Origin of the sequence: Sediminitomix flava (assembly GCF_003149185.1) — a bacterium.
GTDB classification, from domain to species: Bacteria; Bacteroidota; Bacteroidia; order Cytophagales; family Flammeovirgaceae; genus Sediminitomix; species Sediminitomix flava.
The window spans coordinates 1,123,685-1,137,092 of record NZ_QGDO01000001.1 but is presented as its reverse complement, the minus strand read 5'-3'; the positions used below and the strand labels follow the sequence as shown (position 1 = coordinate 1,137,092).

Below are 13,408 nucleotides of genomic sequence, written 5' to 3'. Positions count from 1 at the left end.
ATATTTCCTAAACTATATTTTTGCTTATTTTCCTCCTCCAGAAGATGATCTACTTCTTGATGAAGAGGATGAGCTTGTTCCATATCTTGATGATGAACGTGTAGTTTTCGCGGCAGAAGAAGTTACTGATCTAGAACCCGCTTTTGCTGCACTTGAACTTTTAGATACTTTGCTCGATACTTTCTGACTGAAACTGCTGTTTGAAGCCATTTTGTTAGAGAAACTAGGATTCATTTTAGCAGTAGTCGAAGAGTATGTACCATATCTCGCATTTCCTGTTCTAGTATCTACACCTCCATAATAAGGTCTACCCATGCTTCTGTATCGCCCGTAGTCGTTGTACATCGAGGCATAAATTGGGAAAGTAGCCAAGTTGAACATTGAACGCATGAACATGTATTGTCCGTAGAAGTGCCAGAAAGAGTTTCCTGAAGAATCAGTTCTCCATTCACCATAGTTTTTATTTCCTACGTATTGAGAATAACCTGCAGGCGCTACTTCTTTTTTCAATACACCATCTCTCTTATGAGCGATTTCCATTCCCATGTCTGATGAGTGAAGATTGAAGAATTTTTCGTCTACTTCGTACCAATCTGTGTAAGATACCATCATAGTGTCTTTCGCAACCATGAGAGTATCTCCATTGTCTTTTACGACTTGTACTTCTTCACCAGTAGGTTTAGGAGTTAAGATTTTATATTTGTGTTTGTAAGTCTCGAAAATTGAGCCTTCAATGTCCATGTCATAAAGAACAATGGTAAAGTTCTTTTCTTGATCCATAGTACGAACCAACTCGTCCACAGGACTTTTTACCATACGATCTGATGAGCAGCTAAAAAAGAAGAAAGAGGCTGCTAATAATAGGAGTGCTTTTTTCATTTGATTGTTTATTAACAAGAAATCTGAAGTGAGATTTCTCTAGAATGCTAGTAATTAGTACGATATGCTTAAAAAATCGTTTAGCTAATTGGTAAAATATTAGATATTTCTGATGGTGAAACGACTTTTCCAACAGAAGCTTCGAATTCATCTTCGCCCCATTGTTCAATAATCAATACCTTTTTTTCGGTATCATCGTAATAATCCCATGAAATAAATGGTTGGAAGTTTTCATCCATAATATTACGATAGTAACCAGAACTTTCTGAATCTCTGTAATAAACTTCTCCTTCCCAAATGATTTGACGAGGAGGCTTACCTTTAGAGCTAATGCTTTCTTCAACGTCTTCATCAAAACGACTGAAGTTCATTTTTTTACTTACTTGACATTCAATTTCATCGTCATTCTCAATACTCAAGAAGAGTGTTTCGTCTGAACTTACAATTTTGAATTCGTAAGTGAAGTAATCATCACCCCAATCATATTCAAACTCTTCAGTTACTTCCCAAGTTTTCAAATCATAGTCAAAGACAAATCCTTTACGGATATCCATAACTCCAATATTGGTCGGGTCGAAGTGAGGTTCGTCCGTCTTCTTTTTCTTTTTAAAAAAACCGAAAGGCATATTTCTAAAGTTTGGTTTCAATTTTCACCTATATCAAATATATAGAATCCTCCGATTATTAGAATTGTTTTTAGTATTAATTGACAAAAAAAAACCGCTCTATAAGAGCGGATTTTCCCATTTTACACAATTATCTCACAAGTAAATATTCTTTTAGAGTAGCTGATCTAGCTTCTCTAGGTTATTTCGTAGGCTTAAGGTGTAGACCACATTCTTTCTTTGAAGTCTCCCACCACCATCTTCCAGCTCTGATATCTTCGCCTTCGCGTACGGCTCTTGTACAAGGAGCACAGCCGATACTTGGGAAGCCTTTATCGTGTAGGCTGTTGTAAGGCACTTGGTGTTCTTCCAAGTAGTTGATCATTTCATCAAATGACCAATCGATAAGAGGATGGAATTTTATAATTTGATTTGCTTCATCCCATTCTAAAGAGTCTAAGTCCTGACGAGCATCAGATTGACCAGCTCTAAGTCCAGTGACCCAAATAGCATTTCCTTTCAATGCTCTTTGTAAAGGTTCAACTTTACGGATAAAGCAACATTCTTTTCTATTTTCTACAGATTGATAGAAAGAGTTTGGTCCTTTTTCTTCTACCAACTTCTGTATTGATTCAGTTTTAGGGAAATAAACCTTGATAGGCTTCTTATAAATTCTTTTTACACTATCTAATAGGTTGTAAGTCTCTTGAAACAAACGACCTGTGTCTAGTGTAAAGATACTTACAGGAATGTCATTCTTGAAGATCATGTCAGTGATCACTTGATCTTCTTGTCCTAGCGAAGTAGAAAAAACGACTTTACCTGGGAATAGCTTTGCCAACTCAGCCAATGCTTCGACTGGGGATAAGCCTTTAAGACTGTCTTTTAGTACTTGTAAAGTATCTTTATCTGTTTTATAAGTCATCTTCTGAATGCTTTAAAATTGAGCATAGAAATCGATTTGACCTGTTTTTACCAGTTTGGGTATTTGGCTTCTCAATTTCTAATGATTTAGCTCACCTTTAATATATAATCTCTACCTATTTAGTAGACTTTATGTGCAAAAAAAAACTCTTTCGAGTTTTTCCTACAACGTAGATTGTGATTCTAAGTTTTACAAATCTATATAAATTCTACCAAAATGGTAGACTTTTCATTAAAAATTTACAAAAACTTTTCATCATTGTCCAAAACGTCTCTTAGAGAGCTATTTTCTAAGATTTTTAGTGTTTCGTCCCTGACTTCAATCATGATCTTATTCAAGCCACAAACATTTTCACTCATGCAGCTATCGCATTTCTCATAGAAATTCAAGCTTACACAAGGAACCAACGCAATCGGACCATTAAACATTCGAATAATCTTTGCAAGTGTAATATCTTCAGGCTCTTTGATGAGATAATAGCCTCCTCCTTTCCCTTTTTTACTTGAAAGGATTCCGATGTTTTTAAGTTCTAAAAGAATATTCTCTAAAAATTTCTTAGGTATCTTACAGGTATCAGATACTTCGCTAATCAATATAGGGCCATCGCCATGTCTTCTTGCTAAAAAAGTAAGTGCATGGAGTGCATAAACTGTCTTTTTTGATAACATTAGTCTGGTTTCTTTCTATCCTCTCAATATAGTTCAAAGTTATAAAAAGGATTCCTAAAACGATGCTTGAGTTATATTTAATCTTTAAGATAATTAAAAAAGACAGTTTTTAGCATTAAGTGAGTCTATGTAAGACTTTTTTTATTTTTTGAAGATATCATAACCAAGTATGATAGAGTAGGAGCTGTAATTACTGCCAAGGCTCATATGATCACGGAATATATTTCTGTAAGGTTCAATTCTTGTTTCAACACTGAAATTTGAATACTTGAAACCAAGTCCAACAGACCCACTAATCATAGACTTCAATTCTTTTTCTGGGTAACCTCCATATTTTCTGTCCATATTGAGAGTCGAGTTGATAGTTAAATCTCCAGCAATTGCAATGTTGGCAAAAAGCTGTACTTTATCAGAAAAGAAGAGGTAGTAACGTAAACCTATAGGTATCTCTACCATAGAGAAGTTGAGGATGGCTTCTTCATCTGTATTTGATGTACCTCTAACCTCGGTAGCAAAAAGGTAGGTTGGTGATGTGAAAAATGCCAAATGATTACCCATAAGAGGAATGTACAATTCCGCTTCAAATCCAATTCTGAAGTTTGAGAACTCGGGAAACTCAGGACCATAAAAATATCTTGGACTTTCAGTAAGGTCAACTTTACCAAAGTAATAACCAGATGTCAGTGCTATTCGAGTATTTTTTTCATTGAAGGTAGACGAACCACCTGCTTGAATTAGTTTTGTTTCAGTTCCATTGTAAAGTCCAAAAATTCTTTGAAGGCTCTCTTCGGTATATTCAGCTTTCACGAAGTCTTTTTCATTCACATTATCCGAAGATAAATTCTGCCATAGTTGGGTTTGAAAACTTTTGTCTTCTTTTTCCACACCATCAGCCATGGTTTTACTGTATTTTAGTTCTTCAAGCTTATTTGTATTCAACTTGAAAAAGAAGCGTTCTTTATTTTCATCTTTATATGAATATAAATTAGCATCACCTTCAGCTAATACTTTTAGGAAAATATTTCTCTCAGTAGAACCAATACTGAAGTTGTTAAACCTTTCGTATTTATGCCCATCCAATAAACCAAATTCTTTTGCTTGTTCAATTGAAATTTGATGGTAAGGAGCACGTTCATTTCTTTTAAAGAGGAATTCCGTTGGGTTAAATTCCCAAGAAAAGTCTTTGAATTCACCCTCGATTCTATTGCCGTCATTATCAATGTAATAACCAGCAAGATTTGTGTTTTTTGAAAATGCAGTGATTGTGATATTTAGAGAGAGAATCAGTAAAATAAAAAATCTCATAACTTTATTAAAGTTTAAAAAACATCTAATTAAAGTTCTAAGATATAGACTTATTGATTTTGGGTCAAACTTTTTATGTGATGTTTTATTTTTTGATAATTAAGATATAGTAGCGATTGAACTTATTTAAGTTTTACTATAATGTATAATGAATCATCAGCTTCAAATTTAGCATATGACGTTATAGTTATCACCTTAAAGAATGGAGAATAATTAGTAAACAAGCCCTCAACACACAATCTCTTACAAAGGGTCTACGTCTATGACAATTTGGACTTTCTTAAAAAATGGCTCTGTTTCTATTATGAAAATTTCTTCCTTCAAAATCCCTTTTGCTTTTAACAGATCGAAGTTTTGACGCTCAAACTTTAGCATCACCTCTTGTAGATACTTATTTCTTATCTTGTTGATTGTTGGTGCTTGTGGACCTAAAACACGCTTAATTCCTAGTCTTCGGGTTAAACCTTTAGCCAATTGGAGTGCAGCTTTTTCACCTAAAAGTTGATCTTCAGATTTTACGGTAACTTTTATCAATCGAGTAAAAGGAGGATAGCTGTATTGATGGCGTTCCTTGAGTTCAACCCTAAAGAACCCCTCATAATATTGCTTGATGATTTTCTTTAGTAATGGATGATCAGCATTATAGGTTTGAATCACTACTTTCCCTTCTTTAGACTTACGTCCAGCCCTTCCACTCACTTGTACAGCCATCTGAAATGCTCTTTCCATCGCTCGGAAGTCTGGGAAAAACATCATTTGATCCATATTACAGATTCCGACCAAAGTCACATTATCAAAGTCAAGTCCTTTACTGACCATTTGTGTCCCGACTAGAATATCGATATGTCCTTGCTCAAAATCTTCTATGATTTGCTGATAACCATACTTTTTTCGAGTCGTATCCTGATCCATACGTTGTACCCTTGCTGCTGGTACAAAGTTTTGGATTTCTTCTTCAATCTTTTGCGTTCCTGTTCCTACTGTTTTGATTTTGGTAGAGCCACAAGAGACACAAGTCTTTGGTGTAGCCTCTCGGTAGCCACAGTAATGACATCGGAGGTCATTTTTGTAAATGTGATATGTCAGACTCACAGCACAACTAGGGCAAGTAGGTGTCCAAGAACACTCTTCACACATCACGAATGGAGAATATCCTCTTCGGTTCTGAAACAAAATGACTTGCTCTTCTTTGTCAATGGCTGAACGAACTTCATCAACTAATCGACTAGAGAAGTCACCTTTCAGTTTCTTTTGTTTACGTTCTTTTTTTAAGTCTGCAATGATAATCTCTGGAAGAGTCGCATTCCCAAAACGTTCTGTTAAGCTTACTAAACCAAATTGTCCTTTTTGGGCTAAGTAATAACTTTCCACCGAAGGTGTTGCTGAGCCTAAAATCACTTTGGCTTGATGCATTCTTCCTAAAACAAGTGCCATATCACGGGCATGATACCTTGGTGCAGGTTCATGTTGTTTGTAAGACGTTTCATGTTCTTCATCAACGATAATCAGAGAAAGATCTTCGAATGGAAGAAAAATAGACGAACGGACTCCGACAATCACAGAAAATCGTCCTTCATTGACACCTCTCCAAACTTCTACTCTTTCATTATCAGAATATCTGGAGTGATAAACGCCCAACTGATCTCCGAAAACCTTCATCAGACGAACGACCATCTGAGTAGACAATGCAATTTCGGGTAAAAGGAATAAGGCTTGTCCTCCTCCTTCTATTACATCTTGGATTAATTTGATGTAAATTTCTGTTTTACCACTTCCTGTTACACCATGAAGTACAGTTGCATCTTTTGTTTTGAAGCTTTCTAAAATTTGAGAATAGGCATTTTGTTGGGCTTCAGAAAGCTCAAAATCATGTCCCATATTTTGATAAAGCTGAAAGTGAGCATCGTCAAATCGGGAAACTACTTCCGAGAATTCTTCTAGTATGCCATTTTTCACCAACGTTTTTAGTGAAGAAGGAGACATTTCTTTCCCCTCTTCCAACAGCTTCTTTTTGTCAACTCCCGCATCATTGACATTCGGGTCATTGTAAACAGGAACAAGCCCTAAGTATTTGAGCAGAATATCTTCTTGCTTAGGTTTCTTAGCTAAACTTGTAAAAACTTCTTCTAAACCTGAAGCGTTTTCCAATAGCGTAGGATTCAGTCTGACTTTTGAGACTTTCTTCGGCTTATATTTTTCTTTTACTTCCTCATAAATAATGATTGCCTCAGCCTGAATCATTTCCTTGATATAAGGATATGGAGATTTGACCTCAAGAATATCGGCTGATTGCTCGTAAGGAATCGATTGTTGATGTCGTACTGCACGGAAAAGACGAACAGCTTTGTCAGATAAGTCAGCTAAATCTTCTTCATCAAAGTCTGGGTTGACTTGAATTCGGGATTGACTATTCAATTTTAAGCCCGAAGGTAATGCAGCTTGTAAGACATCTCCTTCATGGCAGAGGTAATAATCTGCCATCCACTTCCAAAACTTCAACTGTTTGTCATTGACAGACGGAGTTTCTTCTAAAATATCCAGTAAATATTTTGCTTGATAGCTAGAAGGAGGGAATTCCGAAGATTCTACAATGATTCCTGTAAGAATTCTTCTTCGCCCAAATTCTACCATGACACGAACACCTTTTTGTACCATCTCTACCATATCAGAAGGCACACGATACCTAAAGTACTTCGGAATGGGTACTGGTAAAAGTACGTCTACAAAAAGTGTTTGAATCTCCCCAATGGCAGTTTGCATGAGCTCTTTTCTGTCTTCTACTTAAAACTACGACCTAATTATAGGCTAAAAAATGCGTTACTTCGCTATTCTCAACGAATGAGAATATAAAAGAAAACTGTAGAGACACCCTTCTATCTCTACAATTTTACTTTATGCCTTCTTTTTATTGAGCCCCAAAGGATTTTTCTTAGAAGGACTCATTCGGAATTCTTTCAAATAGAAAGGCTCAAAGTAAGCTACATCCACAAATTCTTCTTTCTCAAATTTCTGACAAGCCAACTCACCAATGTATTTTGCTGACGGATAAATGCCATCTACAAATCTCACATTTTCGTGTTGAATCACTTCCACTGACTTTGGAGCGCCATTCCCAAAGAAATAGATTGGAGAATCGGCTAGTTCTTCTTGGAAAGAAGTTTCATCGATCACTTTCGGATGTACCTCTTTCACCATCTCCAAATCTTTATTATAAAAAGCGGTATAGACTTCCATACGTCTTGCATCCAACATCGGACAAATCAATGCTTTGCCCTCCATCACAAAACGTTTAACATTTTGTGCCATAGCAGCCAAAGTACTAACCGCAATCATCGGAATATCCAATGTATAACAATATCCTTTAGCCGTTGCCGTCCCGATACGCAAACCTGTATAAGAGCCCGGTCCCATGGATACAGCTACTGCTTTCAGGTCTTGTAAAGTCGTTCCTGTATTTCTCACCAACTCATCTACCAAAACAGCCAAAGAAGCTGAATGCGATTTGTCAATGTGAAGCTCTGAAACGCCCAAAAGTTCGCCATTTGTTTGGTGTAAGGCTACCGAACAGATCGGTGTAGATGTATCTATACTTAAGATCATTTATCTCTTGTCTTCTTTCCCTTCAATAAACTAATGCACAAAGGTACATATTTCTCAACTTTTATAAGATCTCAATCATAAATCCATTTCAGATAATAAAATCTAACTTCATTACGTCTGTAATTCAGTGCTCTGCTTTGATCATCATTCATATTAAAAATCAGATACTTTCATGTTTGTTTATTTTCAACCAGATCTTCCTCAATATGGAATTATTACACAAGAATGCTTATTGGAAAATTGAATGGGATGCCGATAAGAAATGTATGTATAATCGTTGGTTTCCAGAATCTTTCAGCATGACTGACGATGAATACAGAGAAGAAGTGATGTTATTTTCAGATTTGATTTTAGAATTTGAAGCCGAATTTTCGCTATCAGACAGTGTGGATTTTTTATTTACAGTTAGCCCTGAAACACAAAAATGGGTGGTAGATCAGCAGTTTACAAGAGCTTTGGACTCTGAAGATAATGAAGGCTTAAGAAAAATCGCGGTAGTGATGAGTAATGATATGTTTGCCCAACTTTCTACGGAACAAATCATTGATGATGATACCGTAAAAGCATTTGAAACACAATTTTTCAATGAGCAAAAAGATGCTGAAAAGTGGTTGTTTTCTCAAAGTAATTAATGACTCACATTATCGAGAATAAAAGAAGCCCCATTGAACCTAATTGTTGAATGGGGCTTATCTTTAAATACAGTTCAAATTATTGTTTTGCACTATATTCTTTTACTGTATTTATAAATACTTTTACTTTCTCAGGATCTGTATCAGGATATACACCATGACCTAAATTGGCAATGTGTCTGTGGAATCCGAAAGCATCTAGCATTTCTTTTGTTCCTCGCTCAATTTCAGCATCAGAAGCATAAAGTAAACAAGGATCAAGATTCCCTTGAAGTGTTTTGTTATCTCCAATTAAACTACGAGATTCTTTGATGTCCATATTCCAATCCAAACCGATTGTTTGACAATCAAGCTTCGCCATTTCAGCTCTTGCAAAGAATGCTCCTTTAGCGAAAACAGTTTTAGGAACTTCTTGAATAGCATCACAGATTTTCGAGATGTATTTCAATGAGAATTCGTTGTACTGAGATGGAGGTAAAATACCAGCCCAAGAATCAAATACTTGAATTAGGTCTGCACCAGCTGCAATTTGAGCTTTCAAGTATGCGATTGTTGTATCAGTGATTTTTTCCAACAAAGCATGTGCTAAAGCTGGATTTTGATACATCATTTTTCTTGCTTTTGAGAAGGTTTTCGACCCTTGACCTTCTACCATGTAGCAGAAAATAGTAAACGGAGCACCGGCAAAACCAATTAATGGCACTCTTCCAGCAAGCTCTTTTTTTGTAATTTTGATCGCATCTAATACGTAGCCTAACTCTTCTTCAGGGTTTGGAACACGCATTTTCTCTACATCATTTGCAGATTTAATGACCTCAGGAAAAAGAGGGCCTTTTTTCTCAACCATTTCATATGGTAAGCCCATCGCCTCTGGTACTACCAAAATATCTGAGAAAATGATCGCTGCATCTACACCTAGCAAATCTACAGGTTGAATAGTCACTTCCGCAGCAAGTTCTGGTGTTTGAGCAAGCTCAATAAACCCACTCACACTTGCTCTTACAGCTCTGTATTCAGGTAAAATTCGTCCAGCTTGACGCATCATCCATACTGGAACTCTCTCTGTTTTTTCTCCTTTTGCTGCTCTTAGCAGTAGATCATTTTTTAATTGCATGTTTATGTATAGCTACGTTTAGTTCTTTTTTATTAAGCTTTTTGTGCTGAAGTTTCTTCTGATTCTTCAGGTGGAGTTGGTAAACTTTCAAACCTCTTAGCTACGCTTAGTTCCATCTCTTGCCCTACCTTCAATAGGAATGGATAAGCATCCTCAAAAGTATTTGTAATCTCTCCTTCCAATATCGCTTCTCTGACTCTAATTTTTAGGTCTCCTACCTCTTTTGAAGGCTCGATACCAAAAGTTTCCATGATAATTTCTCCTGTGATGATCGGTTGGAAGTTTCTGAGTTGATCTTTTTCTTCTACTATCGCCATTTTCTCTTCAACCAAGTCAAAGTTTTCCAAATAGCGTTTTACCCTCCTATCATCTTTAGACGTAATATCTGCACGACATAAAGTCATCAGTGCTTCGACATCATCACCTGCATCATAGAGTAATCTTCTGATTGCTGAATCCGTAATGTCTTTTTTAACTAAAGCAATAGGGCGAAGATGAAGACGGACTAACTTCTGAACGAATTTCATTTTTTCATTCAGCGGCAACTTCATATTCCTGAAAATACGAGGAACCATTCGAGCACCTTTATCTTCGTGACCATGGAATGTCCAGCCTATTTTTGGATGAAAACGCTTTGTTGCAGGTTTTGCAATATCATGAAGAATTGCAGCCCAACGCAACCAAAGATCATCACTCGCCTTAGAGATATTGTCTAATACTTTAAGTGTATGGTAAAAATTGTCTTTATGCCCTTTTCCATCTCGTCTCTCTACTCCATGCAAATTTACCATTTCAGGGAAAATATGCTTCAAGAGTTGACCATGGAAAAGAAGGTTAAAACCATAAGAAGGAATTGGTGAAAGAATAATCTTATTCAGTTCATCTACAATTCGTTCTTTTGATACAATCTTAATTCGATCAGCATTTCTGATAATAGCATCAAAAGTATCAGGCTCAATATCAAAATTCAATTGAGAAGCGAAGCGAATAGCTCGCATCATTCTCAAAGGATCATCTGAAAATGTGATATCAGGGTCTAATGGAGTGCGAATGATTTTTTTCTTAATATCTTCTACTCCACCAAAAGGATCTACTAGCTCTCCAAAATTTGACGCATTGAGCTGTATAGCCAAGGCGTTTATCGTAAAATCTCTTCTATTCTGATCGTCCTCCAAAGTACCGTTTTCTACTATCGGCTTTCTAGAGTTTGCTCTGTACGATTCTTTTCTTGCTCCTACAAACTCTAACTCCCAATCATCCAAACGGATCATGGCAGTTCCAAAATTCTTAAAGGTATTTACCGTAGTATTTTTATGACTGTTTTGGGCAACTTTCTCGGCAAGTTGAATTCCACTGCCTATGCAAACAATATCGATATCTTTGGAAGGTCTTTTCAAAATAAGGTCTCTAACATATCCACCTACCACATATGTGGGTAAGTCTAGCTCGTCACCACTACGGGCGATCAAATTAAAAACCTTATCTTGATTTAATATATCTTTGAAGTTCATCTTGATCTTGTAAGTACAACAACCTCTTTGTGAGCAAAACAATTTTTGAATAAAAATGCTTGGCTTCTCAATTCGATCTGCAAAATTAATAGGTTTTTAACAGCCGATGAAATTGTAAAGAATTTGTTTGCTAAAAAGATTTGGAAAACCTCATTTTTCGAGCAAGAACGGAGGTTTAAAAAATTATTTCATAGAAGGAATTGAGATGATAAACTCTGTTCCTTTACTTTCTTCAGAATTAAAACTGATCTCTCCGCTTATTTTTTCTAAAAGTTGTTTCACAATAGCAAGCCCCAAACCTGATGAAGATTCACCTCCAGTTGGTCTCGCTGAAAGCCTAGAATACTTCTTGAAAAGAAGGTGTTGTTCGTTTTTCTTGATGCCTGGACCTTGGTCTTTGATTGAAATTTTTAGGAAATCATCATGCATCCAGAAGTGTAGCCAAATCTGACTACCGTAATGTGAAAATTTAATAGCATTGTTGAGAATGTTATCGAGAATACGGTTGATAATTCTAAGGCTTGAAGTAATCTCTGTATCTTCTTCAGCTTGAACATTAATAGCTATTTTTTTCCTTAGCGCATCATGTTCGTGCTTCTTAACTAATCCGTCTGAAAGTTTACCAACATTGATAGTCTCAATATTTAAACTATCATTTTGTTGGGCTCTTGAATGGACTTCAATCAAATCTTGAATCAAGTTGTTTCCGTCACTGATGAGGTGCTGTATTAGTTCAGCATATTCTTTATACTCTTTAGGAATGTCAGGAGCATTGCTCATCAAATTGGCTAGACCATAAACACTATTTAAAGGAGATTTTAGGTCATGTGCTACTACACTCAAAATATTGTTCATTTCAAGGTTAATCTTCTGATATTCTTGATTTTGTTGAGAGAGTACTTTGTTCTGATACCTAATGCTTTCTCTTTGTTTTATGATCTTTTTATTGGCTTCCTTATGATTTTCAATCATTTGATTGGCCTTATCTGCCAGACTTTTAAACTCAATAAAATGTAGCTTTTCTTTATCAATAGCCTTGATTTCTTCTTCTTCAAAAAATTTCGAGAAGTTATTAATATTTCCGAGTACTCTTCTAGACGATCTGACAACAACCCAAGCAATAATTAGCATGAGCACTAGTAAAAGGAGGGTAAAAGCAATGATGCTATTTTGGGTTTCTTGCCTTCTATGGACATGAAGTAATTCAGCTCTAGCAGAAAGGGGATTTAAATCTTTTTCCAGTAAAATTTTAAGTCCTAATACCTTAATGTTTCCTGCTATAGTTAGGTGTTCATGCGAACCTTGAATATCTTGAATAATAGATACTTTTAATTCTTTTTCGCTATGAATTAAAGAATCAACAAGTTCTAGTTTTTCTATAATGTGTTTTCCTTTTAGCTCTATCGTTCTTCTATTGTCTAGAAAAATAGCTCGTCCATCTTGATCAAAAATACTTAGATGTGTGTCTTTTGACGATACATTTTTTTCAATGTCAAGAAGAAGGTCATTGTAGAACTTTTTTATGATTACTGGACGTAACCCTCCTGTACAAACAAACCAATCTATATTTTCTAATGGTTTGATATAAAGGCCACACAAGGTCCTGTCGCTATCAATATGATCTCCAAGGATTAGAGAGGACTTATCCTTTTTGTGTTTTAGATAATACTTGGCTGCCAAAGACGGAAACTGTTTATTCTCGTTGGGTACTGATTGCAAAGACGAATATGGATCGTAGATAACATTTCCATTCTTATCGATGATGCAAAAGTTTAACTCGCCAGAGTAGATCGGGATGATAGATGTGATCTCTGGGAGTTTACTTATAAACTGAGATTTAGAGAATTTTTGTTGAGAATAGATAAAGTCTAATAAATGAGCAATTTCTTTGGCTTTAGAAGCTGTTTTTTGATGGAAGGTTTTGTCGTGTGAAATTGCAGTTTCGTAGATGTCATCAGAAATATCTTGAAAGCTTTCCTGAAATTTTGTTGCTTGTTGAGCTACGGTATGTTGTTGTAGTGCTTGAAGATCAGTGTTAAATGATCTGTATTCATCAAAAATTATATAGAAATAGATTATAATCAGTGAGATGAAGAAAACACTAATGACAGGCATTATTATTTTCCGAAGAAAGGAGTGTTTGTGTTTAAAGTAGTCTAAAAAGTTCAA

Annotated in this window: 11 protein-coding genes; 1 reads left to right on the top strand and 10 read right to left on the bottom strand. The window is 35.8% G+C overall.

Going from position 1 to position 13,408, the window contains the following annotated elements; genetic code table 11:
• Positions 1-24: 24 nt before the first annotated feature.
• From BC781_RS04445 to tsaB, 7 genes are all read right to left on the bottom strand, one after another.
• The gene (locus tag BC781_RS04445) at positions 25-879 is read right to left on the bottom strand and encodes a hypothetical protein (protein ID WP_109616019.1); all 855 of its coding nucleotides are present in this window, start codon (positions 877-879) and stop codon (positions 25-27) included.
• An 80-nt stretch (positions 880-959) separates the two neighbouring features.
• Positions 960-1,505, bottom strand: a complete 546-nt coding sequence (locus BC781_RS04440; RefSeq protein WP_109616018.1) for a DUF4178 domain-containing protein — start codon at positions 1,503-1,505, stop codon at positions 960-962.
• A 181-nt stretch (positions 1,506-1,686) separates the two neighbouring features.
• Positions 1,687-2,409: a phosphoadenylyl-sulfate reductase gene (locus BC781_RS04435; RefSeq protein WP_109616017.1), complete on the bottom strand. Its 723-nt coding sequence runs from the start codon at positions 2,407-2,409 to the stop codon at positions 1,687-1,689.
• Positions 2,410-2,648: 239 nt separating this feature from the next.
• Positions 2,649-3,077, bottom strand: a complete 429-nt coding sequence (locus BC781_RS04430) for an RrF2 family transcriptional regulator (RefSeq protein ID WP_109616016.1) — start codon at positions 3,075-3,077, stop codon at positions 2,649-2,651.
• Positions 3,078-3,218: 141 nt separating this feature from the next.
• Complete coding sequence (locus tag BC781_RS04425; protein WP_109616015.1) at positions 3,219-4,382, bottom strand: hypothetical protein; 1,164 nt, start codon at positions 4,380-4,382, stop codon at positions 3,219-3,221.
• 243 nt (positions 4,383-4,625) lie between these two features.
• Entirely contained in the window at positions 4,626-7,142 is a 2,517-nt protein-coding gene (gene priA, locus BC781_RS04420; RefSeq protein ID WP_109616014.1) for a replication restart helicase PriA, read from the bottom strand.
• A gap of 132 nt (positions 7,143-7,274) precedes the next feature.
• Entirely contained in the window at positions 7,275-7,982 is a 708-nt protein-coding gene (gene tsaB, locus BC781_RS04415; protein ID WP_109616013.1) for a tRNA (adenosine(37)-N6)-threonylcarbamoyltransferase complex dimerization subunit type 1 TsaB, read from the bottom strand.
• Between the two features lie 206 nt (positions 7,983-8,188).
• Here tsaB and BC781_RS04410 point away from each other — a divergent pair, with 206 nt between their 5' ends.
• Positions 8,189-8,614: an STAS/SEC14 domain-containing protein gene (locus BC781_RS04410; protein ID WP_109616012.1), complete on the top strand. Its 426-nt coding sequence runs from the start codon at positions 8,189-8,191 to the stop codon at positions 8,612-8,614.
• A 79-nt stretch (positions 8,615-8,693) separates the two neighbouring features.
• On the opposite strand, the gene hemE is transcribed toward BC781_RS04410, so the two are convergent.
• The 3 genes from hemE to BC781_RS04395 form a co-directional block, all read right to left on the bottom strand.
• Positions 8,694-9,728 (bottom strand): uroporphyrinogen decarboxylase, encoded by a 1,035-nt coding sequence (hemE, locus tag BC781_RS04405; RefSeq protein WP_109616011.1) that lies wholly within the window; start codon positions 9,726-9,728, stop codon positions 8,694-8,696.
• Between the two features lie 32 nt (positions 9,729-9,760).
• Entirely contained in the window at positions 9,761-11,239 is a 1,479-nt protein-coding gene (locus tag BC781_RS04400) for a CCA tRNA nucleotidyltransferase (RefSeq protein ID WP_109616010.1), read from the bottom strand.
• A 183-nt stretch (positions 11,240-11,422) separates the two neighbouring features.
• On the bottom strand, positions 11,423-13,354 hold the full coding sequence (locus BC781_RS04395) for an ATP-binding protein (protein ID WP_109616009.1): 1,932 nt from the start codon (positions 13,352-13,354) through the stop codon (positions 11,423-11,425).
• Positions 13,355-13,408: the final 54 nt, after the last annotated feature.